Origin of the sequence: Rhodospira trueperi, from assembly GCF_900101965.1 — a bacterium.
GTDB lineage: Bacteria > Pseudomonadota > Alphaproteobacteria > Rhodospirillales > Rhodospirillaceae > Rhodospira > Rhodospira trueperi.
This window is the reverse complement of the sequence record NZ_FNAP01000012.1, coordinates 110,737-129,467: the sequence shown is the minus strand read 5'-3', so window position 1 is coordinate 129,467 and position 18,731 is coordinate 110,737. Positions and strand designations below refer to the sequence as shown.

Here is an 18,731-nt window from a genome sequence, read left to right as displayed (position 1 = left end):
ATCGGCGAAAAACCGGTCCGGGTGGGCCTGCAGTCGGGCGATGACGGAACCGGCGAGGCCGCGCCGGCGCATGGCGGCGAAGGCCTGATCGTTCAGCACATAGTCGCCGTGCCCGGCCCGCAGAAGCTCGAGGAAATTGAGCCGGCTCTTGGAAACCGTGGTGGCGAAAACAGTGAACGCATCGTTGCCGATCTGGGTGCAGACGCCGTTTCTGCCCTGGTGACGGGCGCCGGTATCGTCCACCGAAATCCACCGTCCGTGGGTCAGGCCCGCCCGCAGAACGTCCCGGGCCTCGGTGACGAACTGGTCGTTTGACGCGATGAGGATGCGCACCACCTGCCGCTGGGAAATCGCCACCCCCAGCCCTTGCAGCATCTCGACCAGGCGGGGCACCGTCGTCTGGCCCTGGTGGTATTGGGCGAGGATGAAGCGCTTGAGCGCGGGACCGAAGTGATCGGTGACCCCATCGGGCAGCGGCGCCAGCATCGTCACGCCGTCCGGAGTGATCCACCGTTCACGGTGATAGCACACCGTGCGGGCCTCGATCCTGAGCTCCTGGACCGTGAACGGCTGGGTGCCCTTGAACCGCGAGCCGGGCGGGACACCATCGACCGCGATCCGCCGCTCCTCGACCACGCCCGACGGCTTTTTCGGCCCGCGCCGCCGCTTCCCCTCGCGCCGGGGCCGTTTGTCCGTTGCCTTGTCCATGCCAGACGGCTTCAAGGGCGGCTTGATGTCCGGCTTGCCCTTCAGACCCTTCAGCCGCGCGATCTCGTCGCGCAACGCCCCGTTCTCCGACACCAGCCGGGCGTTCTCTTCCAGCAGGCCCAGCGTCAACGGCTTCAGCGTCGCCGGATACAGGGCATCAATGTCGAACGGCGGCTTGACCATGCCCGCAGCGAATCACGAACCGCGAGTTCGCGCAACCAAATGTGAGTCGCGACGCAGCCACCGCCCGCACTTCTGCCCCGGTTACGGCAAATCGCGTTCGCGCGGCGTCAGGAACGGCAAACGTGGTGGTCACCCGGTGTGGGCAACGCCCCGGCAATGGTCATGTCGGCTGTGGCGTTCGGGTCACCCGCCCGCTTCACCGTGTCGTGATCCCAAGACCAAGCGCCAGAGTCTCGTTCGTGTGTTTGAGGCGCCCACGTCCGTCCGACCCTGGCCAGCCTGCCATCGGCTCTGCCCCCGTCAAGACCAAGCCGCGCCGCGCGCGGTGGCCTGCGGCCAGTCTTGACCGGGCCTTCGCCCGATGGCCACGCGGCTGGCAGGTCGGGACGGAGGGATGGTCGCGGTCCCGGCCTGACCAAGGGATAAAACATCTCCGGCAGGCGTCCTCCGGTCTGGAGCCGCCCCCCCCCAATTCTACGTCCAACGCCGAAGAGGCGCATAAGGACGTTCACGGGCATCGGCAAAACCAAGGCTTACGGGAACCTGTCAGGGGCCGCTGTGACGCCGGCGAGGTCAGGAGGTCAGGGGCGGAGCATGCCGAGTGGAACTCCTGCCTCGGGCGCTGCCGGGCGGGGAATCGTGGGCCTGACGGAAAGGCCCGTTCACCTGAACCAAGGGCCATCAGAGGGGCGCGTGTCGGCGCTGCTGGTACCTCAGATGGTACCTTTTGGCCGATGAGGCTCTGCACGCCACCCCGATTAGCGCCGTAATCCCTTGTTTTCGTTGGTGGGCGATGACGGGCTCGAACCGCCGACCCTCTCGGTGTAAACGAGATGCTCTTCCAGCTGAGCTAATCGCCCGATCAAACGTGCAGTCGCCCCCGTGGCCGATCAAAGGCCTGGGCCAGAAGGGAAGGGGGGCGATCAAGACCGTCGCATCGTGCCCCTGACCTGCCGGAATCGCCGCGATTCACCCTATCGGAAGGGGGGCGTAGGCCACGCCTCGCGCTTGTTTGGATTGGCAGGCCAAAGATGCGCCGACCAGATCTGCCCCAGTGTCCAGAAGGAGGGCCAGAAGGGGCGATGGCCTAAAAGACACCCATAACCCGGCCGCCCCGACGGGAACGCCGGGCCGACGCGGGTCGCGCGGGTTGGGGCCTGAGGCCCCCGCGAGGCGGCTCAGTTCACGGCGTCCTTCAGGGCTTTGCCGGCCTTGAACTTCGGCTGACGCGACGCGGGGATCACGATTTTTTCGCCTGTGCGGGGGTTGCGCCCTTCCGACTGCGCCCGTTCGGAGACTGCGAACGTGCCGAATCCGACCAGACGGACCTCGGTCCCATTCTTCAGGGCGTCGGTGATCGCATCAAAAACGCAGTCGACCACTTTCGTTGCGTCGGCCTTGGACAGTTCCGTGTTTTCGGCGACAGTGGCGACGAGATCATTCTTGTTCACTGGCGAAACCCCTTTCCTGTGAAATTATCGGCTCAACCAGACCACGCGGTCACGGCACCTGTCAAACGAGCGACCCGCAAACCGTTCCCTGCCCCAAAAGGCACCCGATCCCGAGTCCATATCCCGCGCCGGCGATCACTCACTCCGAAGCCTCACTCTTGCTGGCATGGCGGTGGAATGCAAGGGGAGAGGCGCGTTTCCGACGATTTTCCGCGCGGAGGCCTCCACCGGATCACACGCGGAACTCCACTAGAGGATGTCCCGGCCCGTCTGCGCCCGTTCGAGGATCGCATGTTGCGGTCGAGTACAGATAAGATAAATCATCCGCAAATAAAGTGAAAACTCTGGAAACCCCCTGGGCGGTCGCGCAACCCGGGGCGACTCCACACTTCTTCGGCACAAGACGTGATGCGTCCCCACGTCACGCCATCCTCACGAGGCGACGCCGGCAAGACCTGACCTCACCATTGATCGCCGGACCACGCCGTTCAGTGTGTCATGACGGGTTCATCGCCGTCCTTGCGATTGGATCGGCGCAGGTCGGCATCGGCTGCCTCTTCGTCGGCGTCGGTCCATTCAATCGGTGTCAGCGGCTTGACCAGGGCGTTCGCCAGCACCTCGTCCACCGTGTTGACGGGAATGATGGTCAGGCCCCGTTTGACGTTGTCCGGGATTTCGGCGAGATCCTTCTCGTTTTCCTTCGGAATCAGAACGGTTCCCAGCCCGCCCCGCAGCGCCGCCAGCAGCTTCTCCTTCAGCCCGCCGATCGGCAGAACGCGACCGCGCAGGGTGATTTCGCCGGTCATCGCGATGTCCCGGCGCACGGGAATACCTGTCAGCGCGGAGACCATCGACGTGCACATGGCGATGCCGGCCGACGGGCCGTCCTTGGGGGTCGCTCCCTCCGGAACGTGGACGTGAACCTCGCGCTTCTCGAACAGGGTCGGGCGGATGCCGAAGGTCACGGCCCTTGAGCGGATGAACGAGCGGGCCGCCTGCACCGATTCCTTCATCACGTCGCCCAGGTGACCGGTCAGGATGATGCCGGACTTTCCGGGCATGGTCAGGGCCTCGACGGACAGCAGTTCGCCGCCGACCTCTGTCCAGGCGAGGCCCGTCGTCACACCGATCAGGTCCTCGGTCTCGACCTCGCCGAATCGATAGCGCCGAACCCCGGCGTACTTTTCCAGATTGCGCCGGCTCACGCTGATGCGGGTGCGCGACTTGTGCAGCAGCAGGTCCTTCGCCGCCTTGCGGCTCAGGCCGGCCAGTTCCCGTTCCAGGTTTCGGACGCCCGCCTCGCGCGTGTAGTAGCGGATCAGATCGCGGATCGCCTCTTCCGAAATCGACCACTCGCCCGTGCGCAGCCCGTGCGCCTTCATCTGCTTCGGAATCAGATGGCGCGTGGCGATGCCGACCTTTTCGTCCTCGGTGTAGCCGGACAGGCGGATGATCTCCAGCCGATCCAGCAACGGCTGCGGCATGCGCAGGCTGTTCGCGGTGGTGACGAACAGCACGTCGGACAGATCGTAGTCCACCTCCAGGTAATGGTCGTTGAAGGTGTTGTTCTGCTCCGGGTCCAGCACTTCCAGAAGGGCGGAGGACGGATCGCCGCGCCAGTCGTTGCCCAGCTTGTCCACTTCGTCGAGCAGGAACAGGGGATTGGACGTCTTGGCCTTCTTCATGCCCTGGATGATTTTGCCCGGCATGGAGCCGATATAGGTGCGGCGGTGGCCGCGAATCTCCGATTCGTCGCGGACCCCGCCCAGCGACATGCGCACGAAGTTGCGGCCGGTCGCCCGCGCGATCGACTTGCCCAGCGAGGTCTTGCCCACGCCCGGCGGCCCCACGAGACACAGGATCGGCCCCTTCAGCTTTGCCGTGCGGAGTTGAACCGCAAGGTATTCCAGAATGCGCTCCTTGACCTTTTCGAGGCCATGGTGATCGGCGTTCAGGATTCGCTCGGCCTCACGCAGGTCGCGCTTGACCTTGGACCGCTTGCGCCAGGGGATGGTCAGCATCCAGTCCAGGTAGTTGCGCACCACCGTGGCCTCGGCCGACATCGGGCTCATGTTGCGCAGTTTTCTGAGTTCGGACTGGCATTTCTCGCGGGCTTCCTTGGTCAGGCGAACCTTCGCGATCTTGTCCTCAAGGTCTTGAAGCTCGTCGCGGCCGTCCTCGCCCTCGCCGAGTTCCTTCTGAATCGCCTTGAGTTGCTCGTTTAGGTAGTATTCCTTCTGGGTCTTTTCCATCTGGCGTTTGACCCGGCCGCGGATCTTCTTCTCGACCTGGAGCACGCCGATTTCGGATTCCATGAACGCGTACAGGCGTTCCAGCCGCTCGGCGACGGAGGTGGTTTCCAAGACGTCCTGCTTGTCGGAGATTTTCAGGGCCAGATGCGATGCGACGGTATCGGCCAGCTTGGCGGCATCCTCGATCTGGTTGACCGAGACCAGAACCTCCGGCGGGATCTTTTTGTTCAGCTTCACATACTGCTCGAACTGCCCCACGACCGAGCGCTGCAACGCCTCGATTTCTTCGGCGTCAACCTCATCGTCGTCCACCGCGACCGCCTGGACCTCGAAGAAGTGCTCATTGGGCGTGTACTGGGCGATTCGGGCGCGGCGGCTGCCCTCCACCAGGACCTTGACGGTTCCGTCCGGCAGGCGCAGCAGTTGCAGAACCGTGCTGACCGTGCCGATCTCGTAGATATCGTCGGGACCGGGATCGTCCTGGGAGGCGTTCTTCTGCGCGACGAGCAGGATTTCCTTGTCGTCGGCCATGACGTTTTCAAGGGCGCGCACGGACTTTTCGCGTCCCACGAACAGGGGCACGATCATGTGGGGGAACACCACGATATCCCGCAGGGGGAGAACCGGATAGGTATCTGTCGAGCCGATATCCACGTGCTGACCTCTGTTTGGGGGCTGGCTTCGCCGGGCTGGGCTGGCGGGAACCCCGGTGATCCGCCCGCGTCGCGGAGAGACCGCCTTACGCCCAGGCGCGGGAGATGTGGGGCACGTCGGACTGTCGGTCAAGGTGGCGCGCCCCGGGCGCGCGACCGACGGTTTGATCAGGGCGCCCGGACAGGGCAGACGGGGTCCCGGAGCGTCTCGGACATCGGCGACGCGTCAGGCCGAACTGCCGACATCTTCCCGCCGGTCAGCATAAATGAACAGCGGCTTGGCGCGCCCCTCCGAGACCTCCCGGTTGACCACCACCTCGCTGACGCCCTCCATGCCGGGCAGATCGAACATGGTTTCCAGCAGGATGCCTTCCATGATCGACCGCAGGCCACGTGCGCCGGTCTTGCGGGCGATGGCCTTCTTGGCGATGGCCTCAAGCGCGTCCTCGGCGAAGGTCAGTTGGGAGTTCTCCATCTCGAACAGCCGCTGATACTGCTTGACCAGCGCGTTCTTGGGCTTGGTCAGGATTTCGATCAGGGCGCTTTCGTCCAGATCATCCAGCGTCGCAAGCACCGGCATGCGCCCGACGAACTCGGGAATCAGGCCATACTTCAGCAGATCCTCGGGCTCCACCTGGCGCAGGATTTCGCCGGTCCGCTTTTCCTCCGGCGCGCGCACGTCGGCGCCGAACCCGATGGACGTCCCACGTCCGCGCTGGGCGATGATCTTGTCCAGGCCGGCGAACGCCCCGCCGCAGATGAACAGGATGTTGGTCGTGTCCACCTGCAGGAATTCCTGCTGCGGATGCTTGCGCCCGCCCTGGGGCGGCACGGAGGCGACGGTGCCCTCCATGATCTTGAGCAGCGCCTGCTGCACGCCCTCGCCGGAGACGTCGCGGGTGATCGAGGGGTTGTCCGACTTGCGCGAGATCTTGTCGATCTCGTCGATATAGACGATGCCGCGCTGGGCGCGCTCGACATTGTAGTCGGAGGCCTGAAGCAGCTTCAGGATGATGTTCTCGACATCCTCGCCGACGTACCCGGCTTCCGTCAGGGTCGTGGCATCGGCCATGGTGAAGGGAACATCAAGGATGCGGGCCAGTGTCTGCGCCAGAAGCGTCTTGCCGCAGCCAGTCGGCCCCATCAACAGGATGTTGGACTTGGACAGTTCAACCTCGCTGTTCTTGCCGCCCTGGCTCAATCGCTTGTAATGGTTGTGGACAGCCACCGACAACACGCGTTTTGCGTGCCGCTGGCCGATCACGTAGTCATCCAGAACCGAAAGAATATCGCGCGGGGTCGGAACGCCATCGCGGGTCTTCACAAGCTGCGTCTTGTTTTCCTCGCGGATGATGTCCATGCACAATTCGACGCATTCATCGCAGATGAACACGGTCGGTCCGGCGATGAGCTTGCGCACCTCATGCTGACTCTTTCCACAGAAAGAGCAATACAAGGTGTTCTTGGAATCACCACCAGAAGACTTACTCATAACCACTCCACTCCCGCGCGCAACCCCGGCTGACAATCGGGTCATCGAGGCCTCGGGGTACCGCCGCTGTCGGCCAAACCCGGGCGAGGCCACCCGTCACCGATCCGGGGTGCCCCTTCTTCGCCGTACCGTCATACTACCCGCCGAGCCTCCAGGCGCACAACGACAAATCGCCGTGCGACAAAAAGGCGTCGGTGTGACACGCGGTGATCCCGCGCGTCTGCCGGACGCTCAGGCCGATAGTCCGGCCTTCAGGCCCTAGGCGCCCGACCCGCCGTCGGTCTCCTCGTCGGGCAGATGACGCGACGTCACCACCTCGTCGATCAGTCCGAACGCAAGGGCCTCCTCGGGCGGCATGAACTTGTCGCGCTCCATGGCCTGTTCCACGACCTCCAGGGGTTGCCCGGTGTGGTGGCAGAAGATGTTGTTCAGCCGCTCGCGGATCGACAGGATTTCCTTGGCGTGAATCTCGATGTCGGTGGCCTGACCCTGGAAGCCGCCCGACGGCTGATGGACCATGATGCGCGCGTTGGGCAGGGCGAAGCGCTTGCCCGCCGCGCCCGCCGTCAGCAATAGCGAGCCCATGGATGCGGCCTGACCCAGGCACACGGTGGACACATCGCAGCGGATGTAATTCATCGTGTCATAGATGCCGAGTCCCGACGTGACCACCCCTCCCGGCGAATTGATGTAGAACGCAATGTCCTTGGTCGGGTTCTCCGACTCCAGAAACAGAAGCTGGGCCGAGATCAGGCTGGCCACGGTATCGTTGACGGCGCCGGTCAGGAAAATGATGCGTTCCTTGAGGAGGCGCGAATAGATGTCATAGGACCGCTCGCCCCGATTGGTCTGCTCGACCACCATCGGCACCAGCGTGTTCGCGTACACCTCCATCGGATCACGGTCTTTCATCGAGCTCTCTCAATCTGGCGGATCGGGGCTGGCACTGTGTTGCTGCGTGGTGCTGCGCGTCGCGCGCGAAACGGATCACCCGGTCTCGCCCTCTGGATCGGGCGCCTTCAACTCGTCCGGGGTGACCGTGCGTTCCGTCACCTGGGCAAGCTCAAGGATGTAGTCAACCACTTTGTTTTCAAAGATCGGCGGACGCAGCTCCTCCATGGCCTGGGGGTTCTGGCGATAGTAGTTCATCACGGCCTGCTCGTGGCCCGGATAGGACCGGACCTGCTCGATCAGAGCTTGGTTCAGGTCCTCCTGGGTGACGGTGATGGCGTTGTCCTCGCCGACTTTGGCCAGCAGAAGGCCCAGGCGCACCCGCCGTTCGGCGATGGTGCGGTATTCGGCGCGCAACTCGTCTTCGGACTTGGCCTTGTCGTCATCCTCGAGTTGGTCGCGCTCCTTGGCTTCCATGAGTTGCTTCCAGATGGCGTCGAATTCCACATCGACAAGCCCCTCGGGGACCGCCTGGGTGAACTTCTCGGCCAGCTTGTCGAGCAGGCGGCGCTTGACCTTCTCCCGGCTCGCCCGCTTGTAGTCGTCGGCGATCTGGTCGCGGATCGCCTGCTTCAGCTCCTCCAGCGTCTCGCGGCCGAAGGTTTTGGCGAACTCGTCATCCACAGCCACCGGTGCCGGCTGGCGCAGTTCCTTGACGGTCACATCAAAGGTCACGGCCTGACCGGCGAGATCCTCGGCGCCGTAGTCCTCCGGAAAGGTGATGTCGACCTGCTTTTCATCGCCGACCCGCACCCCGATCAGGGCATCCTCGAACCCGGGAATGAAGGTGTTGGAGCCCAGTTCCAGCGAGTAATCCTGGGCCTCGCCGCCCGGGAAGGGCTCGCCGTCCTTCTTGCCGACGAAATCGATAACGACGATGTCCCCGCTTTCGGCGGGACGGTCGTCGGTCACCGGCTCCGAGCCGCGCCGGGCGTTGGCCAGCCGTTCAATCGCGCCGTCGACCTCTTCCTCGGGAATCTCGGCGATGTCGCGGTCAACCGCGATATCGGAGAAGTCGGGGGTGCCCATGTCGGGCAGCAGTTCGACGGCGATGGTCAGACTGAGGTCGCCCTCGGGCTCATACTCGGACACCTCGACCTTGGGCTGAAGCGCGGGGCGCAATTCATGGTCCTTGATGACACCATCAACGGCCTCCTGCGCGGTCTGCTCCAGAATCTCCCCCATGACGTGGCCGCCGAATCGTTTCTTCAGCAGCGACATGGGCACCTTGCCGGGACGGAAACCGGGAATGCGAACTTGTGACCCGACCTCGGTCAGGCGCGCCTCCGTCTTCTCGTTCAGGGTGTCGGCGGGAACGACAACCTTGAATTCGCGCTTGAGATCCTCGGTGAGGGTTTCCGTTACCTGCATGGCTTGATCCGGCACTAGTGAAAATGACAAGGGACGGCGGGGGTGGGCGAAACGGGAGCGTCGGGGGTCGGAACCGAAGAGAACCGCTCCAATGATCCTCGCATGGTGCGGGCGAAGGGACTTGAACCCCCACGGCTGAAAGCCACCAGAACCTAAATCTGGCGTGTCTACCAATTCCACCACGCCCGCGGTGCGGCGATCCTGACCGTGAACCGGCCTCACTCATAGACAATCGGTACGGCCAAGGGCAATACCCGTTTTCTCTCCGCCGCCCCGTCGCTCCGGAACGTCCTTGCGTTGCCTGGGGGCAAAGGGCATTGTCGATCTGAAACGAAGTGGCGGCGTCTTCGACCGAAAGTTGATGCATAACAAAGCGGTTGCGAAGATCTCAGGGCAGGAAAGGTCGGGAAATGTCGGATCAGATGGATCGCGGGGGTCGGTTGTCCTTTCTCAAGATCGACCCGTCCATGGTCAGCCTTCTGGACGAGGGCCGCAAGGCGCTGGTACCGCACATGGACGGAATCCTTGAGGACTTCTACGGTCTCATCAAGGCCACCCCTGGCATGGTGGAGATGTTCGATTCTCCCGCGCGCATGAAGCACGCCCGCGACATGCAGAAAAAGCACTGGATGGAGAACGTCTTCAGCGGCCGGTTTGACGAGGCCTACATGCGCACCGCCGACCGCATCGGCCGCACCCATGAACGGGTCGGGCTGGAGCCGCGCTGGTATCTGGGCGGCTATGCCTTCGTCATCAACCGCGTGGCCTTGGTCATGGCGAACGCCTATCGCAAAAACCCGAAACAGGGCGTCGCGGTCATGTCGGCCATCACTCGGGCGCTGTTCCTGGACATGGACGTCGCCATCTCGGTCTACATCCAGACCGCTCGGGAGCGCGCGGCCAACCTGCTGAACGAGCACGCCGCCAAGTTCGAGCACGACGTCCACGGCATGGTGGAGATCGTCGCGGCCGCCGCGACCGAGCTTCAGAACACCGCCGCCGCGATGACCCGCACCGCCACCGCCACGTCGGACCAGACCCAGCTTGTCGCCAATGCGGCCCAGACGGCCTCGATGAACGTGCAGACCGTGGCCTCGGCGACCGAGCAGTTGCACAGTTCCATCGCCGAAATCTCCCGGCAGGTGACCGAATCGACCCGCATCGCCGGGGCGGCCGTGGAGGAGGCGACGCGCACCAACGAGATGGTGGAATCGCTGGCCAATGCCGCCGAAAAGATCGGCGCCGTGGTCAAGCTGATCAACGATATCGCCAGCCAAACCAACCTGCTCGCGCTGAACGCCACCATCGAGGCGGCCCGCGCCGGCGAGGCCGGCAAGGGCTTCGCCGTGGTCGCCAACGAGGTCAAGAGCCTCGCCAGCCAGACCGCCCGCGCCACCGAGGACATCAGCAACCAGATCGGCACCGTCCAGGGCGCGACCCGCGACGCCGTCAACGCCATCCAGGGCATCGGCGGCACCATCGCGGCAATCAGCGAGATCGCGTCGGCCATCGCGGCGGCGGTGGAACAGCAGGGCGCGGCCACCCGCGAAATCGCGCGCAACGTCCAGGAGGCCAGCAACGCCACGACCGACGTCTCCAGTAACATCGGCGACGTCACCCAGGCCGCCGGTGAGACCGGCCACTCGGCCGACGAGGTCCTGGCGGCGGCGGCGGATTTGGCCAAGCAGGCCGAGCACCTGACGGAAAAGGTGGACAGCTTCCTGAGCGACATCCGCAAGACCATGGCGTAGACCAAAAAGCTGGCCAGTGCGCCGCGTCACCGAATCCACTGATCCGGCGCGCGGAACGTGGCGACGGCGCGTTAACCGCTCTTCCACCCTTTTTCCCGCACTCTGATGGGATCGCGGTCCCTGCACGCACAATGCATGCCCTGGGGGCTGAAGGATGGGAGGGCGCGGTGTGACGGGATCGCCGGTCGGAAAGGGCGTCATCGCCCAACCCCCGCCCCAGCAACTGGCGGCGACCGTGCGGGTCAATGGCCGCACGGTCGGGCGCGATGTGCTTGTCGGCATCCGCGACGCCAGCCGCCGGACGGGCGTTGATTTCACCTACATGTTGGCCAAGGCCCACCAGGAAAGCGGTTTTCGGCCGGACGCCGCCAACGCGCGCGGAACGGCGCGGGGTCTGTTCCAGTTCACCCGCGACACTTGGTTCGAAATGGTGCATCGCTACGGCCCCGGGCACGGTCTGGGCGATGTTGCGGCCGCGATTCAGGTCGATTCCCGGGGACGGTTCACCGTCGCCGATCCCGCCGTTGAGGCCCGCGTGCTGGCGCTGCGCGATGATCCGCGCGTGTCGGCGCTCATGGCCGCTGAATACGCCGGCAGCAACAAGGCGATCCTGCGTCAGGCGCTGGGCCGCTCTCCGTCGGCCACGGAGATCTATCTGGCCCATTTCCTGGGCCCGACCGGCGCGGTCACGTTCCTGGACGCAGCCGCCCGCGCGCCACACACCCCGGCCGAGCGCGTGCTGCCGGAGGCGGCCGCCGCCAATCCAGGCCTGTTTCGGGTGAACGGCCGCCCTCGCACGCTGGAGGAAGTCCGCCACCTGATGGATTCGACCATCACCCGTGCCATGCGCGGTTTCGCCTCCGTGCCCGATCTCGTGGCCGGGCCGCCGCCGCGCCCACCGGGGGCCAAGCCGACGGCGCCGCCGCGCGAGGACATGGGGCAGGTGGCCTGGGGCGCCGAGCGGCCTCCGATGCCGCCCGGGCGCCGGCCGGATTGGGCCGCGCCTCCCCTGGACGGAGACGTCCGCGTGGCCCGGGGCGCCACGGGCGAGGCGCCGGTGCCCTCCGCCCTGCGCGATGTTCCGGTGATTCCCACGGGCGCGGGTCCGGGCACGGACGCGGTGATGGTGGCGCGCGGTTCGGCGTCCGGTTCAGGGTCGGGCGCGCTACCGTCGCCAGCGGACGGCCTTTCCGAGTCGGCCATCGCCCGCATTCTGGGCCTTGAGCCGGCGACGGAAGAGGCCGGAGCGACGGAAGGCCCGCGGCTCCCGGGGCCGTCGGCTCTGGCCATGGCGGCGTTGCTGGATGACGCAACCCGGACATCGGCGCGAGGCCACACCGGGGCCGCCACACGCGCCTCCGCCCCCGCCACCGAGGTGCCGTTCCTGTCGCTGGCGCGGGCCGCTTCCATCGTCTTCCGGTCCATCAGTGTAGCCGATGCGCGCGCCGCGACCGCCGGCGCTGGCGATCTGTCGGCCGAACAGCCGGCCCTGCGCCTCGCCCTGCTCGCGTCGCTGAAGACCGGGTCTGGATCAACGGCGTCGCCGATGGTCCGTCCGACCCGTGAGGTCCTCACCGGCGACCGCGCCGAACGCGCCATCGCCGCCATTCTCGATCCGATGCGGACGGGGTAGGTCGGTCGTCGCCCGGCGTTCCTTTGCTACTGCCGGACACCGCCGCCGGAGGGGGTGCCGAAGGCCCCCATTTCCAGAAGGGTCAGGATCATGTCGGCCCGCGCCTGCGGTGTGTCGGCTTCCAGCAGTGCCTGCTTCTCGCGTGGCTCGAACGGGCAGACCATGGCCAGCGAGGTGAGCAGCGGGCCGGTGTCCACGTCGCGCATGATGTCCCAGTTGAACGACAGGCCATGGTTGGCCGCGAACGGCTTGAGCACCTCGAACAGCCGGTCACGGTCGAGGGTGACCGCGCCCTGTTCGTCGAGATCCCGCGCATAGGACGAATAGTCCGCCCGCACCCGCCGATAGCCGCGATGCAGCGGCAGTTCCTCGCCCAGGTGAAAGCGGTTGAGCCCCAGCAGGGTCAGCAGCAGGCGGCCGTCCGGCGATTCCTCGAACGAGACGATGCGGCCCAGACAGGCCACGCCGTACAGCGTCGGGTCCGCCTCCGTGCTGTCCGAGCCCTCCTGTCGCGGCTGGACCATGGCCATCAGCCGGCGCGCGCCCAGGGCATCCTCAACCATGTTCAGATAGCGTGGCTCGAAGATGTTGAGCGGCAACCGACCGCCGGGCAGCAGAAGCACCCCGGTGAGCGGGAAGATCGGAACCGTCTCCGGAAGTTCGTCGAACCGGGGCTGGAAGGCGCGGACCATGCGGCGGGTCTTTCCGGTTGGAGAGGGCGCTGCGTCAGGAAAACACCAGCGCGGACAGGCGGCGTCGGCCGTTGACGGCCGCGGGATGGCCGGGTCCCAGGGCCTCGAAGATCTTCAGCAGGCGCTGGCGCGCGGCGTCGTCGTTCCAGGAGCGGTCGCGGCGGAACACCTCCAGCAGTTCCTCGACCGCCGCGTCGGCCTGATCGGCGGCGTACAGCGCGTTGGCCAGATCATAGCGGGCCTGATGGTTGTCCGGCTCGGCCTCGACCTTGGCGCGCAGTTCCGCAACGGGCCCCGCGCTTTCCTGCGACAGTTCCAGCTTGGTCTTGGCGGCGGCGATGTCCGGGTCGCGCAGCAAGTCGGCGGGAAGCTGGGCGACAATCTGCGCGGCGTCGCCGCTCTGGCCGTTGGCGATCAAGCCGCGCAGGTAGCCGGCGATGGCCTTCGGGTTGCCCTGGTCGGCCTGCAGCACCTGCTGATACAGGGACAGCGCGGTCTCCGTGTCGCCCCCTTCCAGCGCCTGGGCGGCCTCCTCCAGAAGCGCGTCGACGGAGTTCTCGGCTCCGCCCGTCAGACCCGAGAGGAACTGTTTGATTTGGCTTTCCGGCAGCGCGCCGGCGAAGGCGTCCACCGGGCGGCCCTGCCTGAAGCCGTATACCGTGGGGATGGACTGCACCCGCAACTGGGCGGCAAGTTCCTGGTTCTCGTCGACATTGATCTTGACCATGCGCACGGCGCCGCCCATCTGGCGCACCAGTTTTTCCAGCATCGGCCCCAGGGTCTTGCACGGGCCGCACCAGGGCGCCCAGAAGTCCACCACCACGGGGACGCTGTTCGAGGCCTCGATCACGTCGGCCATGAAGGTATCCGTGGTGCCGTCCTTGATGAGGTCACCGCCCGCCGCCGGGGCCGCCGTGCTGACGGTGGTGCTTTCTCCATCGAGAATGATCGCCATTGTTCGTTCCGTTTCCTTGTCGGCCATGGATGAGGGCGGCCCGCCCGCAGGCGGCGGAAGGGGCCAGGATCTTGGCCCCATACTTGGTCCGGACGGCCCAAGGAGGCAAGGGGTGTTGGCGCAGGACGGGCCGTTGCGCGGGGGACCGCCGGCATGGCATGGTCCGCCCGCCCGACGGGGCGCCAACAGACACCTCCGGAACCCTCATGACGACCGCACCGCCATCATCCCGCCCGCTGTCCGTTGCCGTGTTGATCACACTGGCGCGGGGACCAACCGCCGGGGGGCACGTCAAATGCTGGGAACGCTTCGCCGAGGCCGCGGCCACGCTGTCGCCCGATGTTCTGGACCTGACCGTCTACACCATGGCGGAGGGCAAGGACGAGATGGTGGAGCCGCTGGCCGGGCATGTCCGCTTCCATGCCGTGCCGCCGGTGCTGGGCACGGCGCGGTTTCCCTTTCTGGCCCAAGGCGCGGGGCATACCGACCTTGCCCGACATCACGGCCGGCTGGCGCGGCACTTGCGCCGGCACGACGTGTTGCATTGCACCGACACGTTCGCGTTCTCCCGAACCGCGCGGCGCGTGGCGGCGCGCCGGGGCACCGGGTTGACGGCCTCGATCCACACCGACCTGCCGACCTTCACCACGGTTTACTCCCGGGAAATCCTCGCGCGTTGGGTCGGGGCCGGTTGGCTCGGCCGTCGCGTTCTGGAGGATCTCGATCTGCCGGGGCGGCTGGGGCGGCGCGCGGCGCGCAAGGTGGCCCGGTTCGTTGCCGATTGTGATCGGGTGCTGGTCTCACGCGAGCCGGATCGGGCGATGGCCGAGGCCGAACTGGGCGCTGATCGGGTGGGGTGGCTGCGTCGGGGGATCGACCTCGACCGCTTCCATCCCAAGCACCGCGACCGGGCGCGTTTGCGTCTGGATCTGGGTGTGCCGGCGGATCGACCGCTGCTGTTGTTCGTCGGCCGCGCCGACGACAGCAAACGGCTGATGACGCTGGCCCGGGCGGCCCGCCTGCTGCTGGACCGAGGGCAGGCGCCCTACGTTCTGGCGGTGGGCGAAGGGGGGCGCCGCGCCGACGTCATGGCGTTGCTGGGGCCGGACCATGCCTGCGCGCCCGGCCCGTTGCCCCAGGCGGCATTGCCGGCCCTGTATGCCAGCGCGGACGTGTTTGTCTTTCCGTCGGAAAGCGAGGTGTCGCCGAACGTGGTGCTGGAAGCGCGCGCCTGTGGCCTGCCCGTGGTGGTATCGGCGCGCGATGGCGGGGCGCGCTTCGTGCGGGCGCACGGGATGGACGGCGTGCTGGTGGAGGACGCCGACCCAACGGCGTGGGCGGCGGCGATTGAACCGCTTCTGCTGGATGTGGAGGCGCGCCGGGAGATGGGCGTCCGGGCGCGGGCCGTCGTGGAGGCAACGGCGCCGTCCTGGCGTACGGTTTTGGAGGAAGACCTGTTGCCGGTGTGGCGCGCGGCGGCCGAAAACCGGGAGCGGGCATGACGACGCGCGCGCTGCTCCTGCGGCTGATCAAGGCCGCTGTGTCGCTCGGTCTGCTGGGCGTGATCGTCTTCACCGTCGATCTTGGCGCCGTATGGCGGCGGTTGGACGCCGACGTGGCGTTGGCCGGGGTGGCTGCCCTGGTGTTGCTTCAGGGGCAGGCCCTGGGCGCGGCCGCCCGCTGGCGGCTGGTGCTGTCGGCGCTTGACCGCGCGCTCGCGTTCCCGGTGGCGTGGCGCAACGTGCTGCTCGGCCTGTTCGGCAACCAGGCCATGCCCTCCACCATCGGCGGTGATGCCCTGCGCATCTGGAACGGATGGCGTCTGGGGCTGCCGGTGGGGCTGGCCACGCGCTCGCTGATCGTGGATCGGGTGTTCAGCTTTCTGGGGCTGATCGCGCTGTGCGGCGCGGGACTGCCGGTGCTGGCGGGGCGCGCCGACGATCCGCTGGTGGCGAGCGGCCTGCTGACACTGGTGCTGGGTGGCCTGGGGTGTCTGTTGGTGCTGTTGGGGCTGCGCTGGCTGCCGCGGGGGCTGGCGGAGCGTTCGGTCGCGCGTCCGCTCGTGTCCCTGTCGGAGTCGGCGTGGCGTGCCCTGGGCAACCGGCGCGTGACGCCCCCGATTCTTGCGCTGATGCTGGTGCCGCATCTGATCGACATTACGGTGGTGTGGCTGTACGCGCTGGCGCTGGGGCTGGACGCGTCGTGGTGGACCATCGCCCTGGTGTTTCCGCCGGCCATTCTGACCGCCGCCGTGCCGGTTTCGGTCGCCGGGTGGGGCCTGCGCGAGGGCGCTCTGGTGCTGGGCTTCGGGATCGTCGGTCTGCCGGCGGACGCGGCGCTGGCCTGCTCCGTGCTCTACGGGGCCTCGGCGGTGGTCACTGGCCTGATCGGCGGCGTCGTGTGGGCGGCGGGGGACGCCGACGGCTTTGCGGCTTTGCGGCGTTCGGGCGTCCGGGTTCCATCGGCGCGGAGCGACGGGGGGCCGCCGGATATGGGGGAAGACGAACAGAAAAACGGGACATGACCGACAAGGCCATGTCCCGCTGTTCGATGCGTCCAAAGGCCGCCGGAGGGAGGCGACCGATCAGGGACGGTTAGTAGGTCTGGTCCGGGGCCGGACGGTTGACAGCGTCCACCGCGCGCTCACCGAACGAGTAGTCCGGCGTGACACCGGCACCCGCCCGGGCCGTGGCGGCGGCCTCTCCCGGATCGGGCACGCCGAGCGCGTCGGAGAGCGCGCCCATGACGGCGAGGATCCGATAGACCGCGAACTCGGAGACGTACTGGGCGCTGACCAGCGCGCTGCGGGACAGGAACAGTTCGTTCTCGCTGTCGAGCAGGTCGAGCAGGTCGCGCTGGCCGATCAGGAATTCCTGGCGGTAGGTTTCCACCACGTTGGTGTTGGAGGCGACCTGATCGCGCAGGATGTCCACCCGGCTGCGCGCCGCTTCCATGGCGTTCCACGAAATCCGCGCTTCCTCGGCCAAGGCGCGTTCCACGTTCATGGTCTCGGCGCGCTGTTCACCGATGCGGTGTGCCAGTTCGGTGCGGCGGGCGGTGTCGATGCCGCCGTTGAACAGGTTCCAGGTCAGGCGCACCAGGGCGGTGGCGTCGTTGTTGATGCCTTCCACGCCGTCGATGTCGTCGTTGCGGCTGTGCTGCAGTTCCAACTCGATGGTCGGGTAGTAGGCGCCGCCCGCTTCGCGGTGAGCGGCGTGGGCCTCGTCGATCTGAGCGGCGGTCGCCCGCAGGGTCGGACTGTTGTTGACGGCCTGGAAGACCGCTTCGTCAACCGTCCCCGGCATGTAGTCCACCAGCGACGGCGGTTCCGACATGGCGTCCGGCGCGGTGCCCACGATCCGCAGGAACGACGCCTCGGCGTCCCTCACATCCTGTTCCGCGCTGACCACCGCGTCCCTGGCGGCCGCCAGCCGGGTCTCGGTCTGCTGCTGGTCGCCGATGCCGGTTTGCCCGGCATTCACGCGCTGGCTCACCTGAGAGAGGATGTCCTCGTGGACCGCGACGTTGTCGATCGCGATATCGCGCAGTTCGCGGTACCGCAGAACGTCCATGTAGACTTCGGCCGCATCCAGCGACAGGGTTTCGACCCGTTCCTCGACCCGCAGCGCCGCGCCGTCCAGGCGAGAGGCCCGTTGCTCGATCTTGGCCTCGCGGGCGAAGCCGTCGAACAGCAACTGGGTCAGGCGGATCTGGGTGTCGTAGCGAACGAGTTTCTCGTCGTCGATATTGCGCGTTTCCGTCCACTCGGGTCCGACATCTGCGGTGACGTCAAGACGGGGGAAATACAACCCGCGGCCCTGCCTCAGTTCGAAGACCTGGGCGCGCCGGTTTTCCTTGGCGGCCTCGATCTGCGGATTGGTCGACGCGGCCTGGAACGCGGCTTCTTCCAAAGACATGGCACTCGCGGGCAGGGCGCCAAGCAGCCCGAACCCACTCAATGCCGTGGTAACCAAGAACAGGTGCCTTTTCAGGCGCATCATCCCCTCCATCACGATTAAGTCCACCGCCGACACAGCCCGACGCGCGCGTGAGCGCGAAACTTTGATAGCTCCTGGATTTTTATCTCAAACCGTATGGATGTCAACCAAGCAAAAAAAACACAACACTGCGCGAATGGGAATGTTATACTTAGGTGGGCGGAAATACAATGGTTGCTCTTGAAGAATTAAAGCGCAAGCCTATGTCGGATAATTCTCGAAAGGGGCTGATTTCTCGTGTTGTTGAGGTGGCGAAAGACAGAAACTTGTTTTTGTCTCTGACCCAAGGTCGGTTTTTTGTTTGTTTGTCGGGGGCCTCTGTGGCTTCGAAACAAAAAATATCTTTAGTGCCTGTGGCTCTTCGACACGCACCGCCATCGCTAAATCGTGCTGGAGGGGTCCAGAAATCCGTCGTCTGGCGCGACAAATCGCGCAATTGTGGCAAATATGCCATACTCGTGTCCGGGTGTCCTCGCCCGCCTGCTCGCGCCGGCCCGCCATCGCTGAGTCGTAAACCGATTCAGGGTGGTAAGGGGCGCGATGGGGCCCGCCATTGCGGTCGTGTTGCGGGTCTCCGGACACACCAAGGGGGCCGGATACCCGCAACACTTAAACGCGGTTTCGTTGCCAGACGATCCGAA

13 protein-coding genes and 2 tRNA genes are annotated in these 18,731 nt (G+C 66.1%); 4 read left to right on the top strand and 11 right to left on the bottom strand.

Annotated features, from left to right (window positions below; genetic code table 11):
- The 8 genes from BLS85_RS14695 to BLS85_RS14660 all read right to left on the bottom strand — a co-directional run.
- The coding region (locus tag BLS85_RS14695) for an IS66 family transposase (protein ID WP_143027208.1) at positions 1 to 891 on the bottom strand (891 nt) is incomplete at its 3' end.
- Between the two features lie 784 nt (positions 892 to 1,675).
- Positions 1,676 to 1,751 (bottom strand) — tRNA-Val (locus BLS85_RS14690).
- A 318-nt stretch (positions 1,752 to 2,069) separates the two neighbouring features.
- Complete coding sequence (locus BLS85_RS14685) at positions 2,070 to 2,342, bottom strand: HU family DNA-binding protein (protein ID WP_092787485.1); 273 nt, start codon at positions 2,340 to 2,342, stop codon at positions 2,070 to 2,072.
- 488 nt (positions 2,343 to 2,830) lie between these two features.
- Positions 2,831 to 5,248 carry an endopeptidase La gene (gene lon, locus BLS85_RS14680; RefSeq protein WP_092787484.1) on the bottom strand — a complete coding sequence of 806 codons (2,418 nt, stop codon included), beginning with the start codon at positions 5,246 to 5,248 and terminating at the stop codon, positions 2,831 to 2,833.
- Between the two features lie 225 nt (positions 5,249 to 5,473).
- Positions 5,474 to 6,739: an ATP-dependent Clp protease ATP-binding subunit ClpX gene (gene clpX / locus BLS85_RS14675; protein WP_092787483.1), complete on the bottom strand. Its 1,266-nt coding sequence runs from the start codon at positions 6,737 to 6,739 to the stop codon at positions 5,474 to 5,476.
- A 258-nt stretch (positions 6,740 to 6,997) separates the two neighbouring features.
- Positions 6,998 to 7,651 (bottom strand): ATP-dependent Clp endopeptidase proteolytic subunit ClpP, encoded by a 654-nt coding sequence (gene clpP / locus BLS85_RS14670; RefSeq protein ID WP_092787482.1) that lies wholly within the window; start codon positions 7,649 to 7,651, stop codon positions 6,998 to 7,000.
- Positions 7,652 to 7,726: 75 nt separating this feature from the next.
- Positions 7,727 to 9,061: a trigger factor gene (gene tig / locus BLS85_RS14665; RefSeq protein WP_092787481.1), complete on the bottom strand. Its 1,335-nt coding sequence runs from the start codon at positions 9,059 to 9,061 to the stop codon at positions 7,727 to 7,729.
- A gap of 103 nt (positions 9,062 to 9,164) precedes the next feature.
- Positions 9,165 to 9,250 (bottom strand) — tRNA-Leu (locus BLS85_RS14660).
- Between the two features lie 221 nt (positions 9,251 to 9,471).
- Here BLS85_RS14660 and BLS85_RS14655 point away from each other — a divergent pair.
- Both BLS85_RS14655 and BLS85_RS14650 read left to right on the top strand, forming a co-directional pair.
- Positions 9,472 to 10,812: a globin-coupled sensor protein gene (locus BLS85_RS14655; protein WP_092787480.1), complete on the top strand. Its 1,341-nt coding sequence runs from the start codon at positions 9,472 to 9,474 to the stop codon at positions 10,810 to 10,812.
- A gap of 169 nt (positions 10,813 to 10,981) precedes the next feature.
- A complete protein-coding gene (locus BLS85_RS14650; RefSeq protein WP_092787479.1) occupies positions 10,982 to 12,445 on the top strand; it encodes a transglycosylase SLT domain-containing protein in 1,464 nt (487 codons plus the stop codon).
- A gap of 26 nt (positions 12,446 to 12,471) precedes the next feature.
- Here the strand turns inward: BLS85_RS14650 and BLS85_RS14645 are convergent, their stop codons facing one another.
- Complete coding sequence (locus BLS85_RS14645) at positions 12,472 to 13,137, bottom strand: LON peptidase substrate-binding domain-containing protein (RefSeq protein ID WP_092787478.1); 666 nt, start codon at positions 13,135 to 13,137, stop codon at positions 12,472 to 12,474.
- A gap of 34 nt (positions 13,138 to 13,171) precedes the next feature.
- Positions 13,172 to 14,092 (bottom strand): thioredoxin, encoded by a 921-nt coding sequence (gene trxA / locus BLS85_RS14640; RefSeq protein WP_092787477.1) that lies wholly within the window; start codon positions 14,090 to 14,092, stop codon positions 13,172 to 13,174.
- A 206-nt stretch (positions 14,093 to 14,298) separates the two neighbouring features.
- On the opposite strand from trxA, the gene BLS85_RS19640 reads away from it, so the two are divergent.
- Positions 14,299 to 15,594 (top strand): glycosyltransferase, encoded by a 1,296-nt coding sequence (locus tag BLS85_RS19640; RefSeq protein WP_176793775.1) that lies wholly within the window; start codon positions 14,299 to 14,301, stop codon positions 15,592 to 15,594.
- Positions 15,591 to 16,616: a lysylphosphatidylglycerol synthase transmembrane domain-containing protein gene (locus tag BLS85_RS14630; protein WP_092787475.1), complete on the top strand. Its 1,026-nt coding sequence runs from the start codon at positions 15,591 to 15,593 to the stop codon at positions 16,614 to 16,616. Before BLS85_RS19640 ends, BLS85_RS14630 begins: the two co-directional genes overlap by 4 nt.
- 70 nt (positions 16,617 to 16,686) lie before the next feature.
- Here the strand turns inward: BLS85_RS14630 and BLS85_RS14625 are convergent, their stop codons facing one another.
- Positions 16,687 to 18,102 carry a TolC family outer membrane protein gene (locus BLS85_RS14625; RefSeq protein WP_092787474.1) on the bottom strand — a complete coding sequence of 472 codons (1,416 nt, stop codon included), beginning with the start codon at positions 18,100 to 18,102 and terminating at the stop codon, positions 16,687 to 16,689.
- Between the last annotated feature and the right edge of the window lie 629 nt (positions 18,103 to 18,731).